A 14,382-nucleotide genomic window follows, 5' to 3' on the forward strand; every position below is an offset into this window, starting at 1 on the left:
CTTCGTGTATCGGCTCAGTACACGAAGCTGCTCGACGGTCAGTGCCGTGCCGCATCCAGCGACCGCTTCCTTGAACCCCGCTTGCCAGAGCGCAATCACGTCGAAGTAGCCCTCGACCAGGATTGCGCGATCTTTTCCTGACGACGCGCTCGACGAGATCGCCTGCCGCGCTTCGAACAGTCCGTATAAAGTGCGCGTCTTCGAATAGAGCGGCGACTCGGGCGAGTTGATGTACTTGGGCAGCCGCGCGTCGAGCACCCTGCCCCCGAATGCGATCGCGCGGCCCTGAGCGTCGCGAATCGGAAACATCACGCGCCCGCGAAACATATCGTAAGCGTCGTTGCCGTCTTTCCTAACGAGCCCTACTTTGATGCCCGCCTCGCGCAGACCGCGCTTCTCGAGCGCCTTCGCCAGCGAAGCAGGCCGGCTCGGGGCGTATCCGATCATGAACGCGCGCGCAGTCTTGACACTGATCCCGCGCGACTTCAGGTAGTCGCGCGCCATCGCGCCGTCGGTGGTGTTCCACAGCACATGCGCGAAGAACTCCGCCGCAACCTCGCTCGCTTTGAGCATCGCCTCGCGCTCGCCGGCGCCCGGGCCGGACACGTCGTGCTCGGGGAGCGTGACGCCGTACTTTTTCGCAAGTGACCGCACCGCTTCGGGAAACGTCAGACCTTCGACGCGCGTGATGAAATTGAAAACGCTGCCGCCAACGCCGCATCCAAAGCAATGAAAGAATCCGCGCTCGGCATTCACCGAGAACGACGGCGTCTTCTCATTGTGGAATGGGCACAGCCCGACAAAGTTGCGCCCCGCCCGGCGCAGTCGCACGTGCGCGCCGACAATCTCGACGATATCGGCCCGCGAACGGACTTCCTCGATTTTGTCGTCGCCGAAACGTCCCATCAGCCGCCCACCACCGTCCGCAACCGCTCGGGGTAATTAGTCATGATCCCGTCAACGCCGCACTCGGCGAGCGCGCGCATCCGCGCGTCCGCATCTACAGTCCAGGTGTACACCTTGAGGCCGCGCTCGTGCGCCGCCTTGCACAGGTCGGCCGTCACCATGTCCCAGCGCGGGTTGATCGCATGCGCGCGCATCGCCACGGCGTTCGTCATCAGGTCAACCGGCTTCTCTTCGGCCAGCAGAGCGATGCGAATATTGAAATGGAGCAGCTGAATGTTTTTCAGATATTCCCAATCGAAGCTCGACACGATGCTATCGCCGAATGCATTGCGCGCCTGCATGATCTGCGCTACCTGCTGCTCCACGCCGCCCGCCTTAAGCTCGATATTCAGCCCACATTTGCCACTGGTCATTGAAAAAACTTCGTCGAGCGTGGGAATCCGCTCGCCCTTCAGCACACCGCTCTTGAACTTCGCGCCCGCGTCCAGGCGCTTGAGCTCTTCGAGCGTCAGCTCCGCGACCTCGCCCTTGCCGTCCGTGGTACGCTCGACAGTATCGTCATGGATGACGACGACGTTGCCGTCACGCGTGAGCTGAACGTCGAGCTCGCACATGTCCGCGCCCGCGTCGATCGCGGCGCGAAAAGCGCTCAGGGTGTTCTCGGGAAAAGTACCGCTCGCCCCGCGATGGGCTATGTTCAGCACAGCCCGCCTCCACCACGTTGGAACAATTGAAGTCTAATAATGATGCGAGTTTACGCGTTCGTCGCGCACAGGCGCAAACGCGCCGACCCCGACCAGTGAACAATGCTCGCGCTTGTAAGGACCGCTTAGCGATCTCGGAAACCGGAACCGGCTTCGCTGGCGCGAAGCTGTCCGGAGACCCGCCCCGCGCGCGTTGCTCGCTTCGTCAGGCTGACAGAGGTATGCCAAACTCCAGCCCGACCACAATGCAACGCGCATCCGCATCCCGGCGAAGTTACACGAGAGCGATATTCCGCACGCACGCGCATCTTGCGGATGAGGCGGCGGGAATCCTCGTCGCGGGCGGCGCTATCGGATGCGCCGTAGCCGGGATGAAGCTGCCACACGCCCGCGAGCAGAAGACGGTTGCGCTCGAAGCGTACTTCGACGCCATTTCTGCCGCAGATCTGTCGCGACTCAAGCTCACGCTGGAGCAGGCCGGGATGCTCGCCGACGGTGCCGGCGACGACGGCACGAGACGAATCGTCGATCCCGGGTGGTCCACGCTTTGGATGCGGCGCTTCGGCCCGTTTCGCGTCGGACGCCGATTGCTGATCGTGCCGCCATGGAAGCGCGAGCGTGAGGCGGGCCGAATGACTCTCGTGGTACAGCCTGCCCAAGCTTTCGGCACCGGCCACCATCCCACAACAGCGGGCGCGCTGCGCGCGATCGAAACGATCGTTGGCGCGCACGCGCCGCGATCGATCCTCGATGCGGGCACAGGCTCCGGCATCCTGGCGATCGCGGCGGCACTGCTCGGCACGCGCGACGGCGAGATCATCGCGATCGACGTCGATCCGACGGCGCTGGAGAACGCGCGCGCCAATGCGCGCCTGAACGGCGTCGAGAAGTCGATTCGATTCTCGTCGGTGCCGCTCGTTTCGATCCATCGCCATTTCGATCTGATCATGGCGAATATCCTCAGCGGCACCTTGATCGAGCTCGCGCCGCATCTGAAGCGAATCGTCGCGCCCGGCGGACGCCTGGTCCTTGGCGGCTTCCTCGCCGACGAAGCCGACGACGTGTTGAGTCATTACCGGTCACCGCTGCGATGTATCACCCGCAAGACGCATCGCGGATGGACGACGATCGTGATGGCGCCAGCGCCCCGCTGATGGAAGCTGGAAGGCCGCCCCGTTTTTCGATCTCGCGTGCCCCGAATGCGACCGGCCTCGCGCATGTCGAGGGCGCCGAGCTGCATCACATGCGTATAGTCCTGAGGCTGGCGGTCGGTGCACGGGTGGCGATGCTCGATCCCGCGGGGGTAGAGCATCGCGGCGTGATCGAGCGTTACGAACGCGACCGCGCGATCGTGCGCATCGAATCATCATCAGCGCCAAGTGCCTGTGGTCAAATCATCCTGGCCGCCGCGATCATCAAGGGCCCGCGCATGGACTTCATCGTCGAGAAGGCCGCCGAGTTGGGCGCGTCCGAGCTTTGGCCACTAGTCTGTGCGCGCGGATTGGTTCGTTCGCCGGGGGCAGAGCGGCTCGCGCGGTGGGGCCGGCTCGCGCACGCAGCAGCCATGCAGAGCCAGTCTCCGTCCGCGATGGAAGTGCGCGCGCCCATCGGCATCGACGACATGATTCGTGGCGTGCCGCCTGAAACGCTCGGCGTGATCTGTGCGCAGGCAGGAGAGCCGCTTGGCGAGGTGATTCGACGCGTGCATCCGCGTGCGATATTGATAGCGGTCGGACCGGAGGGCGATTTCGACGTCGACGAGCGCGCTAAAGCGCGGGAGGCAGGATTCGTCGCGGCGGGCCTTGGGCCAAATCGCCTCAGGAGCGAGACAGCGGCTCTGGCGGCGGTCAGCATAGCGGCGGGGTTACTTTACGATGCGCAAGGATCAGGCGAAGATGCCGAAACAAAATAAGCCGGTGGCGCGAAAATTCGCGTTCATCATGGACCCGCTCGAGCGGGTGCTGGTCGACAAGGACACGACGTTCGTCTTCATGCTCGAGGCGCAATTCCGCGGCCACGAAATTTATTTTCTCGGACTGCGCGACCTCTACGTGCACGGCCGGCAAGTGATCGCGCGGGCGCGGCAGTGCGAGCTCACGCGACGCGGGACTCCGCATTACAAATTTCTCGACGACGGCGTCGAGTATCCGCTTGAACATTTCGACGCGGTCTTCATGCGCAAGGATCCGCCGGCCGACGCCGCCTATCTCTACGCCACGATGCTGCTCAGCCTCGCCGATGAACGGAAGACTTTCGTACTCAACAAGCCCGCGGGCCTGCGCGAGGCGAACGAGAAGCTCTACTCGCTGAATTTCCCCGACGCGATTCCGCCGACGCTGGTGACCTACGAAATCCCGCGGCTCAAGACATTTCTCGTCGAGCAGGGCGGCGAGATGATCGTCAAGCCACTGGATGGTCACGGCGGTGAGGGCGTGTTTCTCGCCGCCGCCAAAGATCGGAACCTCGGGGCGATTCTCGAAACGGTGACGCAATTCGAAACGCGGCTAATCATGGCGCAGCGCTATATCCCCGAGGCCCGCAAGGGCGACAAGCGGCTGATCGTGCTCGACGGCGAGCCGCTGGGATGCATGCTGCGGGTGCCGCGCGACGACGAGCATCGCGGCAATATCCATGTCGGTGGCAACTGCGTGAAGGCGCCGATCACGGCGCGCGATCGCGCCATCTGCCGGATGCTGAAGCCGCGGCTGGAACGCGACGGGCTGTACTTTGTCGGGCTGGACATCATCGGCGACTACCTGACCGAGGTGAACGTGACGAGTCCGACCGGAGTGCAGGAGATCGACCGGCTCGACGGCGCGAACCTGGAAGGCAAGGTGATCGATTTCGTCGAGTCGCGAGTGGCGACGCTCAAGCGATAAGGGGCGCCAAGGGGAAGCGCTATGGGGACGCAAGCAAACGATGAAGCGCAGATATTGCGCCTGGATAACGAGTGGAACGAGGCATATCGGCGCGCCGACCGCTCGCCGCTGGCGCACATCCTCGCGGATGACTTCACCGGTTGGACCGCCTTGAACGAACCCATCGCGAAGGCGATCCTGATGATCAACCCGCCGGGCGGGCGGCCTGGAATGGCGACATTCAGCGAGCAATACGTGCGGGTGTTCGGAGACACCGGTATCAGCCGGGGACGGCTGCAACTGGCGGACGACGGCCGCATCGTTGTCGACCAGCGTTTCCTGCGAGTCTTCGCCAAGCGGGACGGAATCTGGCAGGCGGTCTCGGTCGCGGTCACGCCCGTCGCCGGCTAGCCGTTGCAAGGCGCGGCAATCATCGGTACGAATGGAGGTTCGCCTCACCGCGCAAGCAGACACGGTGGGCAGGTAGCTCAGTCGGTAGAGCAAAGGACTGAAAATCCTTGTGTCGAGTGTTCGATTCACTCCCTGCCCACCAAAAAGCCAATGACTTTGCGAGAGAAGACGGGCGATAAGGTTTGGCTAAGGGGCGTCGGGCAAGTGATATGGAATGAAATCAAGGGGGAGTCGTACCGATTTCCACCGGTTTAACTCAAAGGAATCTTGGGGCGGAGGAAATCAAGGGGCCGGTTCGGCCCTTCAATCTCCTTAGGTATCTCCGTCCGGTCACGGTAAGCTGCGCTGTCGCCGTCCTCGCGATCGTCCACTACATCTGGTTGATCTTAATTCCACACAAGGTGCTGATCTGCTTCCTTGCAGATGACGCATTCTTCGAGCTTCAGATCGCGCGGCACTTCCTGAGCACAGGCAGGTGGTCATTCGACGGAGGGTTTACTACGACCACGGGCTTTCATCTTCTGAACGTATATCTAATGAGTCTTACTCCAAGGTTACTGGCCCATCCATGGTTGGCAATTAAATTCTGGATGGCGGTAGGCCTTGGTCTTTCAATCGTGAGCGCATTCACAGTCACAAACTTCGCGTATAAGAAATTCGGAGCTTTTGCCCTAGTTCCAACATTTCTGATTCTCACCGCCCCATCCTTTACGCTCATGAGTACCGGCTTGCTGGAATATCCCTACGTAGTACTGATCGCAGCTCTCTACACCAGCGCCATATTCCTATCGCACGGGGAGAGTCGGTCAATGCTTGTGGGCATCTTCCTGCTCGGCTTTGTCGGGAGTCTTGCACGTAGTGATTTCGGAGGGCTTCCCTTCGCTATCTTCCTGACATGTTCGATTGCATACCTTATGAAGCGCCATAAGGTATATCTGGTGAAGTCTCTTTGCGGCTTAATCGGCACGGCCGTCGGCGTTGGCGCGGTTTTCTTGCACAACTTTCTATTCAGTGGCCATTTTCTTTCTGACAGCGCAATGACGAAAGCCCTGTGGGGAAAGAGAGTAGGATACTCGGCGGGCCGGCCCATCGTGCTGGTGCTTGCTACACTAACGTCGTCGAATTGGGCATTCGTATCGATCGTCATGTGCCTTGTCCTTGTATTAGCTGCAAGGTATTAGCTGCAAGGCTTTACGGCCTCGCGGCCGGCAAGAACGATGACTCGCACATGAGGCTGAAGCCGAGGAAAATCGGCATCCGTGATCGCACATTGCTCACGAGCTGCGGATTGTGTGCGATTGTTCTATATCTGCTGGTCTACGGCGCCGTTCGCGATCCTCAGGTTTGGTATACCGTCAATTTCGTGATGCCTATGGTGCTGGTGCTGGGTTCCATCGGACGACTCGCCACTCGCTATCGGATAAAGCTTGCGTATGTCATCGGCGCGGTTGCGCTGCTTGTCAGCGTGAACGTTGCAAAAACCTACCAGCCGTTTTGGAAAAACCAGGGGTACGTCCTGGAAATGGCTGAATACTTGCGTGACCATCAATTTGCAGGCCGAATCGGAGGATGGAATTCAGGCATCCCCGGATATTTTACTGATGGGAGAATCATCAATCTCGACGGTCTGGTCAACGATCAGATTTATCCGTATGCCCTCAAAGGAGAGGTAGTGGAATACATCGACAGTGCCAAGATCAAATATGTCGTCGATTTTCCCCCCCTCATCGCAAATCAATGTAACTGGAAGATTCTCGGCTATGATGGTGAGAGCTTGGACGCACGCTTGACGCCCGTGCATAGGGCACTCAGCAAGGATCCCGGAGATCGGTGGCGTGAATTTACCCTATTTGAAGTTCAGGATAGTTCTTCTGAGCGCCGGGCGAACCCGACTTTGACAAGTGAGCCTTGTGGTCGGCCAGGCTGAGCCTGTTACGAGCACTGAAAGTCCTTGTGTCGAGTGTTCGATTCACTCCCTGCCCACCATAGATCCGCGGGTAAACCCTTCGCTTGCGCCAACTCTTAAGGCGGAGTAATTTTCGCGCATTCTTTGCGTTCATTGTGGGGGATTGTGAAGAGACTTGTCGTCTGTGCGCTTGCGGCCTGCTCATTGCTGGGCTCTTCATGCGCCACGATGCTGAAGGGGACCTCAGATGAGATCGCCGTAGTTTCGGATCCGCCGGGCGCCGAGGTAAGTGTGAACGACGCCGACAAGGGACCGACTCCTGTCACGTTCACCGTCCCGTCGAAGCAGGAGGTCCACATCACGGTTGCGAAAGCGGGCTACCAGCCGGAGGAACTGCAAGACCCCGTCAGCTTTCGCTGGGGCTATGAAGCCTGGGCTTTCCTTGCGTACATAATCCCGATGGTTGTTGATATGTCGGACGGCGCGGCCTGGGGACATGACCATCTGACGCTGACGGCGCATCTCGAGCCGAACTCGCAGCCAGCTTCAGCGGCGTCGGGAGCACCACCAGCGACAAGCGCGGCCTCCGAGGCCCAGGCGTCGCCCATCGCGGCCCCATCGCCGGCGGCTCAGATCGAAACCAGCGCGGCCGCGCCGGTTTCCGCAGCTGCCGCCTCCGTGCCGGTTGCCGCCCCTGCCGCAGCTCCGTCGGCTTCCGCCGGGACGCAAGCTGCCGTCACGGCGGCGCCCTCGATGCCGGTCGCTTCCACGCCTGAATAGGATCGGTGGTGATGGTGCAGGCGCGCCGAAATGCGCCGCTACCGTCTTATCCAGCGGCATAACCAACCGGTAAACCGCTCTTTGAAGAAACCTAATTGTCGGGGGTGCGCCGGTCTGTTAAACCTATCTATAGGTGCGGCAGAGCGCCGCATTGGAGCCAGATACGAGGATATCATGAAGATAAAGATCGGAACAATTGGAATCATCGCAGCGTTGGCTTTTGCTCTCGCGCCCGCTCAAACGTGTTTAGCGCTAGGTGGGTTCGCAGCTCCGAGTATAGGTCCGATGAGCGGGAGTCCGTCATACACTCGCGCCAGTCCTTATGTCGGTGACGTGCCTGGGGAACCGCAAGGACGGGAAGACAATCCGTGGGCCCGGCGGGCAGCGATGGAGAAGAAGACCGAGTTACATTTCGATCTCAGCCAGTGCCAGCAGGTCGAAGCCGGGTTGTACAGGTGTGCAGTCGCCGACAAGCCGATTTGCAATCCCGACTACAAGGGCCAGGCCGAATGCGTCCGTATCGGACCGAATGGCAGCGTGTTCGTGCTGAGCAGATTTGCCTACTAGGATGGGCGACTCGCGGGTTTGAGATTCGCGACCGACGCGACGAATATTTCGCACGCATTTTCACGGCCTCGTAGAAATATGTTACGACGACTGCATGCCAATACGACGGATGCAGACGACGATTTATTTCGTGGACGACTGGGATCCCGCGATCGGTTTCTATCGCGACGTGCTTGGGCTGAAAGAGGTTGTGAACTTTCCGAACCGCTGGGCGTTCTTCGCGGTTCCGGGCGGCGGGAGCATCGCGCTGCAGCCGCGATCAGGTGAGTCCGCCAATCACGTTTCGATCGAAGTGACGGGGATCAAGGATTTCGTCGCGGAGCTCAAGGCCAGGGGAGCCAAGGTGATCGGCGATGTCTGCCAGCAGGAGCACGGCGAAACGGCGCTGATCGAGGATTCGTCGGGCAATTTGATTGCACTGCTTGATACGGCGACCTCAAAGTTCCCGCACGACTAGCGACACCAAATCACTCCTGCGAGCGTCCTTCAGACAGGCAAATTTGTCGGTAGATATTTCCGAATCGGCTGCTGATTTCGGGATAATTGCTCGCGGAGAATGCTGATTTTTCGCGATTTTACGTGCCCCTGAAACTGGCATTGTCGATGCATCGTATTCAGTACGCGAGGCATCTTCTCGCTCACGATTGCATTTTTCAGGAGGTACCAGGAATGAAACTTCGAACAATTTTCACCGCTGCGGCGCTGACAGCGCTGTTTGCGGCTGCGCCAGCGGTTTCGCATGCGCGCGATCACGATGGTGATTGGGACGAGCATCACGAATGGCACGACGCACACTGGTGGCATGACAACCATCCGGGCTGGATCTACACGCATCATCCGGAATGGGTCCAGACGTACCCCGAGTGGCGCGTATATGACGGCGACTACGATGAAGCTCACGTGTGGCACGACCGCGGCTGGTGGTACAACCATCATCCCGAATGGGTCCGTGAGCATCATCATGACTGGGCACGATGGCGCGACTAACGAAAGTTAGTCCGTTTTCGTTTTGGGCGTTTTGAGTTTTGCGCGAGCGCGGGAACAGGCTGGAGCATCCGGGATAGTCCCGCGAATGCTTCAGCCTCGCGTCTCGCGCAAATTTTTGCTTCCAATCGGTTGCGCGAAATAATCTCCCAGTGAGATCGTAGCCGGCATGGGAAACCAGCCAGCGACGCCTGAATCGAGCCGGCCTTACATGCCCGGTTATGGAATCCTCGACGCAACCGGCGGCCGTGGTCTGCTGCCGTGGGATTGGGCGGTCGAGCGACTAACGAAATCGCGCAATTACTGGGTGGCGACAACATGCCCGGACGGCCGGCCGCATTGCGTGCCGGTGTGGGGGGTTTGGCTCGGCGATGCGTTCTACTTCAGCAGCGGCGCGAAGTCGCGCAAGGCGCGGAATCTCGCGGCGAATCCAAATTGCGTCGTGTGCCCTGAAGACGGAACGCAGGCGGTCTCACTCGAAGGTAGCGCGGAGAAGATCACCGATGCGGAGACAATTCGGCGGTTCGTCGAGGCCTACAATCCGAAGTATGAGTGGGACTTGAAAATCGAGACGGTGCTCGACATGGGGCCGATTTTCGCGGTGCGTCCGCGCAAGGTGATTGGCGTTGACGCGACGCCTGGTGAATTTCAGGGCAGCGCGACGCGTTGGCAGTTCGGACCGAACTGAAGCTGTCGTCACGAGCCGTGCGAGCGGACTGGACCGTGCGCGCGCACCCCGTTGGCGTGGCGCAGGCTCGACAGGGGACGATGCCGGCGCATCTGGTAGCGCCGCGACGGAAGGTCGCCGATGGTCAGGATCTGCAGGCGCGCGAGCAGGATTTGCGGCTCGATGCCAAGCGCCGCGCAAAGATTTTCGAAGCTGAAAATATCGCCGCGGCGGGCGCCGGCTCGAGCGCCTTCGAACCAGTTCCTGACCTCGATGAACTCGCGGCGGCGTTCGCCGTCTTTTACGTGCGCGTATCGCAGGTAGCATCGAATAGCGTCTTCCAAAACTGCCAGCAGAAGTTTCAGCTCACCTTCGATTACGTGATTACGCCTGACCAGGTCGGCGTACTGTCCCGGCAGCAGAAGCCCGGCGTCGATTGCTTTTTCATGCGGTGAAGTTCCGTCTGACATCAAATGCCCCCAATAATGGAAGGCGCGAGAATAAAGTTCGCGCCACGATCAAGGTACCAGACGAGTGTTGCGACAATATTAACGCGAAATGTCGAATATTCCTACAAAGTGAAGTGGCCGATGCTCAGGATCACTTCGAGCAGAATCAGCAGCACGACGATGACTTCGAGCAATACCAGGCGGCGATCGCGGGCGACGTCGAGCACGAGCACCAGCGAGTCCTGGATGCTCTGCAGTTTGCTGGTCAGCGCGGCGTAACGATCGACGAGATCGAATTCGTCGCGCAGGTCATCGTAGATGAGATCCATCGCAGGGTCCTCCCATGCTGCGTCGGGCTTGTCGAGCAGATGGAGGACGGCGAGGACTTCGGTGCGCGACGAAATTGCCTCGCCGATGAAGCGATGCAACGGGGTAACCCGATACGGCACCTTGCCGCGGGTAGCCATCCGATCGACCAACTGCGCGGTCCGTGCGAACAGGCCGTCCACGATGCGCTCGTAATACTCCATCGCGGCGCTCTGACCGACGGTCAGCGCGACAATTCCCGCGCGTTGCGGAGTGAGCTTGTCCACCCGCAGCATCCCGTCCGAAATTCCGATTGTCGCCGAAGAATCTTCGAACACTGAGTAATCTTCGCGGATGATGCGGGTGGTCAGCTTCGGAAGGACCTGGGTGAGGCGGCCGAAGATGCGTTCGCGCTGGTCTGCGGGAACGTCGTGGGTGACGATGGCGCCGAAGGGGAAAAAGTAGAGGCCGCCGTCGGACTCGATTGGCACGAACATCTCGAGCGGCGACGTCCTTGCTTCCGGGAATGCGGGCGCAATCTGGCGGAGCGAGAAGTTCTCCTCGAAAGCTACTGCGTAGAATTGATGAATCCGGCTCGGCATTCGCTACACCCAGCCAATAGTCCCAGCCCAATCGGCTCGATGAAAGCGGTTGCCGATGTCTCGAAAGCTGTCAATAGCGCGAGAAATTCCTCGTCTGTGGTATATGGATCGGACGCACCACAAGATTCCAAGGAGCGAGCAAATGATCGAAGAAGCAATCGAGATTCGCACACCAGACGGAACCGCCGACGGCTTGATCTTTCGAGCTGAAGGCGGTGAGCGCCGGCCCGGCGTCATCCACCTGACGGACATCGGCGGCATCCGGCAGTCGCATCGCGACATGGCGAAGCGGCTGGCCGGGAAAGGCTACACCGTGCTGATGCCCAATGTGTTCTATCGCACCGCCAAGCCGCCGGTTATGGACGTCAAGATTGAAATGGGGGATCCGCGCAGGATGCAGCGATTCGAGGAGCTGCGGGCGCCGATGACTCCTGAAGCGGTCGAGCGCGACGCGACCGCGTACGTCAATTTTCTTACCTCGCACAAAGCCGCGAACGGCGGATCGATCGGCGTCGTTGGCTACTGCTTCACTGGCGCCTTTGCGATGCGCACGGCCGCGGCGATGCCCGGCAAAGTTGCCGCGATGGCGTCATTCCACGGCGGCGGACTCTACACCGATGAGCCGACGAGCCCGCATCTCGTCCTGCCGCGCATCAAGGCGCGACTCTACTTCGGACATGCGACCAAGGATCGCAGCATGCCACCGGAGGCGATCGAAAAATTCGACGCGGCACTCGCCGCGTGGGGTGGAAAATATGAAAGCGAAGTTTACGATGGTGCGTTTCACGGCTGGACGACGGCGGACGCCCCGGTTTACAACCAGCCGCAGGCCGATCGCGCGTTTGAAAAGCTAGCCGAATTGTTCGCCGGTACGCTGAAGTAGCTGGGTGAAGACCGCGGCTACGTTCACAGCGCGTTTCACCTTCGCGACCGCGCTCATCATGGCGATCGCGGCGCCGGGGGGCGCCGAAACAGGGTCGGCGCCGGACCGCGCCTTCAAAGCGCAGGTGACGGAGTTTGTCCAGGCCGAGCTACGGCTTTACCCGGAACGCGCGACGCACCTGGGAGATCATCGTTTCGACGATCGGGTTGACGATGTGAGCGCTCAGGGCATCGACGAGACGATACGACATGCGAGAAAGTGGATCGCATTGTTTGGCGCTGACGATGCGAAATCTCTCTCGCCCGCAAACGAGGCGGATCGCGAATGGCTGATGGCGCATGCGGACGGCGAACTGCTGTGGACGGAACAAATCCGCAGCTACCAGCGCGATCCTGAGATCTATCTGCCGACGTCGGCGATAAACGCGCTGATCAAGCGCGAGTTCGCGCCACCCGAGATCAGGATGCGTTCGGTAACTGCGCGCGAGGTTGCGGCGCTTAAGAATCTCGACGCCGCGCGCAAAAACTTGAAGCCGGCCCTTACGCCGAAGGTGTTCGTCGATATTGCGCTGCAGCAAATGCCGGCGACGATTGGATTTTTCAAAAACGACGTTCCGCTCTCGTTCGCAAAGGTCGCCGACGGTCCCGACAAGCAGGCGTTCGCCAAGGCCAATGCGGACCTCGTCGCAGCAATCGACGATTACTCCAGGTGGCTGAAGAACGAGCTGATGCCGAAGGCGTCGGGCGACTACGCGATCGGCGCCGACGCGTATCGACGAATGCTCAACGATGCTGACATGGTCGATATGCCGCTCGATCAGCTGGAACAGGTGGGGGTCAAGGAACTGGCTCGGCTGCGGGATGAATTTCAGAAGACGGCGGCCTTGATCGACCCGAAGCAATCGCCGGCTGAAGTAATGGAATCGCTCTCGCGAGCGCATCCCGACGCGACGCAGGTGTTGCCGACCGTCGCGGCCGGACTTTCGAGCATTCGCGGGTACGTCATCGCGCATCATATCGCCACTATTCCGTCGGACGTGTTGCCGATGGTGCGTGAGACTCCGCCGTACGCGCGCGCGACGACATTCGCGTCGATGGATTCGCCGGGGCCGTTCGAAAAAACTCCCGAGGCATTTTATTACGTCACGCTGCCCGATCCGTCGTGGCCCGACGCGAAGAAGGAGCAACTGCTCGCTTTCTACTCTGCCCCAAGCATTTCGAACACCTCGGTGCACGAAGTTTTCCCCGGGCATTACGTGCAGTTCCTCAACAACCGGCAGAACCCGGATGTCGTTCGCCTGATTTATGGGTCGGGCGCGGACATCGAAGGATGGGGCCTGTACTGCGAGCAGATGATGCTCGACGAGGGCTTGCATGACGGCGATCCGAAATATCGCCTGGCGCAATTGCAGATGGCGCTGATGCGCGCGTGTCGGTACCTGGTCGGAATCAGGATGCACACGCAAGGTATGACGGTGGAGCAGGCAGCGAAGTTTTTCCAGGACAACGCTTATCAGACTCCGCACAATGCGATGGTCGAAGCGCTGCGAGGGACCGGCGATCCGGGCTACCTGCGCTATCAACTTGGCAAGCTGATGATTTTGAAATTGCGCGAGGATGTCCGCAAACAGCAGGGCGCCGCGTTCGACCTGGGCAAGTTTCACGACGCGTTTCTCAAGCAGGGCGCGGTTCCGATCAAGTTGATCAGGCGCGCGATGCTTGGGAACGACGGCCCCCTGCTCTAGCGGACGCTGGCGATGAACCGTCGCTGTTTACTCGCAGTTCTGATCTTGATCGCAGCTTCAGACCGAGGTTTCTGCGCTGAGGGCGACACCAGCACCGCTCTACTCGGTGAGCGTTATCGAGCAGGGCATGGCCGTGGCGGTTTGCGAGCGGAGCGTTGACAACTAACCTTGGCTTAGCGGACGGCCGCCGCGCGAGCCAACGTCAGCACACCGACGACCAGCAATACTGCGCTGAAATACAGGCGCGCGTGGCGCTCCGAGGGAAGCATCTGCGCGAGGCGTGGCCCGATCTGTCCGCCGATTACAACTCCCGGCACCGCCCAGATCGAGATCGCAACCATTTGCGACGCGTTGTGACGCAGCGCCGAGATGAGTGCGGGGCGCATCCGGCCAACAGTCGCGGCGAGACTGACGAAGAAAATAATCATGACCAGCGATCCGATTGCTGTGGCGGGCGAACGACTCGAGCGATGACGCAGCACCGATGGCATGGCCATGATTCCGATTCCAATCGAGATGAGCCCGGTGAGCGCGCCTCCCAGCAGCGCAATCGCGCCCGGGACGCGGTCGTGGCGTGAGTCGTCGCTGCGCATGCCGAGTGTGCGGCCGGCGATC

18 protein-coding genes and 2 tRNA genes are annotated in these 14,382 nt (G+C 60.4%); 15 read left to right on the forward strand and 5 right to left on the reverse strand.

Annotation, left to right across the window (positions count from 1 at the left end; all coding sequences use genetic code 11):
• Nucleotides 1–906 (reverse strand): DNA primase (gene dnaG / locus VIW95_RS11660; RefSeq protein WP_331586626.1); only part of this gene is annotated, 906 nt, incomplete at its 3' end.
• The gene (locus tag VIW95_RS11665; RefSeq protein ID WP_331586628.1) at nt 906–1,610 is read right to left on the reverse strand and encodes a glycerophosphodiester phosphodiesterase; all 705 of its coding nucleotides are present in this window, start codon (nt 1,608–1,610) and stop codon (nt 906–908) included. The genes dnaG and VIW95_RS11665, both read right to left, overlap by 1 nt.
• A gap of 245 nt (nt 1,611–1,855) precedes the next feature.
• Between VIW95_RS11665 and VIW95_RS11670 the strand changes: the two genes are divergently transcribed.
• The 13 genes from VIW95_RS11670 (at nt 1,856) to VIW95_RS11730 (ending at nt 9,804) form a co-directional block, all read left to right on the forward strand.
• Nucleotides 1,856–2,764 (forward strand): 50S ribosomal protein L11 methyltransferase, encoded by a 909-nt coding sequence (locus tag VIW95_RS11670; protein ID WP_331586630.1) that lies wholly within the window; start codon nt 1,856–1,858, stop codon nt 2,762–2,764.
• Nucleotides 2,728–3,522 carry an RsmE family RNA methyltransferase gene (locus tag VIW95_RS11675; protein ID WP_331586632.1) on the forward strand — a complete coding sequence of 265 codons (795 nt, stop codon included), beginning with the start codon at nt 2,728–2,730 and terminating at the stop codon, nt 3,520–3,522. The genes VIW95_RS11670 and VIW95_RS11675 overlap by 37 nt, the downstream gene beginning before the upstream one ends.
• On the forward strand, nt 3,506–4,489 hold the full coding sequence (gshB, locus tag VIW95_RS11680) for a glutathione synthase (RefSeq protein ID WP_331586634.1): 984 nt from the start codon (nt 3,506–3,508) through the stop codon (nt 4,487–4,489). The genes VIW95_RS11675 and gshB overlap by 17 nt, the downstream gene beginning before the upstream one ends.
• Before the next feature lie 21 nt (nt 4,490–4,510).
• Nucleotides 4,511–4,879, forward strand: a complete 369-nt coding sequence (locus VIW95_RS11685) for a nuclear transport factor 2 family protein (protein ID WP_331586636.1) — start codon at nt 4,511–4,513, stop codon at nt 4,877–4,879.
• A gap of 66 nt (nt 4,880–4,945) precedes the next feature.
• Nucleotides 4,946–5,021: transfer RNA gene (locus tag VIW95_RS11690), tRNA-Phe, on the forward strand.
• 238 nt (nt 5,022–5,259) lie between these two features.
• Complete coding sequence (locus tag VIW95_RS11695) at nt 5,260–6,060, forward strand: hypothetical protein (protein ID WP_331586638.1); 801 nt, start codon at nt 5,260–5,262, stop codon at nt 6,058–6,060.
• 47 nt (nt 6,061–6,107) lie between these two features.
• Nucleotides 6,108–6,806 carry a hypothetical protein gene (locus VIW95_RS11700; RefSeq protein WP_331586640.1) on the forward strand — a complete coding sequence of 233 codons (699 nt, stop codon included), beginning with the start codon at nt 6,108–6,110 and terminating at the stop codon, nt 6,804–6,806.
• Nucleotides 6,781–6,865, forward strand: a tRNA-OTHER gene (locus tag VIW95_RS11705). The genes VIW95_RS11700 and VIW95_RS11705 overlap by 26 nt, the downstream gene beginning before the upstream one ends.
• Before the next feature lie 148 nt (nt 6,866–7,013).
• On the forward strand, nt 7,014–7,565 hold the full coding sequence (locus tag VIW95_RS11710) for a PEGA domain-containing protein (protein WP_331586642.1): 552 nt from the start codon (nt 7,014–7,016) through the stop codon (nt 7,563–7,565).
• Nucleotides 7,566–7,952: 387 nt separating this feature from the next.
• Nucleotides 7,953–8,132, forward strand: a complete 180-nt coding sequence (locus VIW95_RS11715) for a hypothetical protein (protein WP_331586644.1) — start codon at nt 7,953–7,955, stop codon at nt 8,130–8,132.
• A gap of 94 nt (nt 8,133–8,226) precedes the next feature.
• Nucleotides 8,227–8,589, forward strand: a complete 363-nt coding sequence (locus tag VIW95_RS11720) for a VOC family protein (protein WP_331586646.1) — start codon at nt 8,227–8,229, stop codon at nt 8,587–8,589.
• A gap of 212 nt (nt 8,590–8,801) precedes the next feature.
• Nucleotides 8,802–9,119 (forward strand): hypothetical protein, encoded by a 318-nt coding sequence (locus VIW95_RS11725; protein ID WP_331586648.1) that lies wholly within the window; start codon nt 8,802–8,804, stop codon nt 9,117–9,119.
• 166 nt (nt 9,120–9,285) lie between these two features.
• Nucleotides 9,286–9,804 (forward strand): pyridoxamine 5'-phosphate oxidase family protein, encoded by a 519-nt coding sequence (locus VIW95_RS11730; protein WP_331586650.1) that lies wholly within the window; start codon nt 9,286–9,288, stop codon nt 9,802–9,804.
• An 8-nt stretch (nt 9,805–9,812) separates the two neighbouring features.
• On the opposite strand, the gene VIW95_RS11735 is transcribed toward VIW95_RS11730, so the two are convergent.
• Nucleotides 9,813–10,253: a hypothetical protein gene (locus VIW95_RS11735; protein WP_331586652.1), complete on the reverse strand. Its 441-nt coding sequence runs from the start codon at nt 10,251–10,253 to the stop codon at nt 9,813–9,815.
• A 101-nt stretch (nt 10,254–10,354) separates the two neighbouring features.
• Entirely contained in the window at nt 10,355–11,140 is a 786-nt protein-coding gene (locus VIW95_RS11740; RefSeq protein ID WP_331586654.1) for an RMD1 family protein, read from the reverse strand.
• 142 nt (nt 11,141–11,282) lie between these two features.
• Between VIW95_RS11740 and VIW95_RS11745 the strand changes: the two genes are divergently transcribed.
• Nucleotides 11,283–12,023, forward strand: a complete 741-nt coding sequence (locus tag VIW95_RS11745; RefSeq protein WP_331586656.1) for a dienelactone hydrolase family protein — start codon at nt 11,283–11,285, stop codon at nt 12,021–12,023.
• A 4-nt stretch (nt 12,024–12,027) separates the two neighbouring features.
• Nucleotides 12,028–13,767: a DUF885 domain-containing protein gene (locus VIW95_RS11750; protein ID WP_331586658.1), complete on the forward strand. Its 1,740-nt coding sequence runs from the start codon at nt 12,028–12,030 to the stop codon at nt 13,765–13,767.
• 173 nt (nt 13,768–13,940) lie between these two features.
• Here VIW95_RS11750 and VIW95_RS11755 read toward each other — a convergent pair.
• Nucleotides 13,941–14,382 (reverse strand): TSUP family transporter (locus tag VIW95_RS11755; protein ID WP_331586660.1); only part of this gene is annotated, 442 nt, incomplete at its 5' end.

The sequence above is a fragment of the Binatus sp. (SeqCode) genome (assembly GCF_036522015.1).
In the GTDB taxonomy this organism is placed as follows: Bacteria; Desulfobacterota; Binatia; order Binatales; family Binataceae; genus Binatus.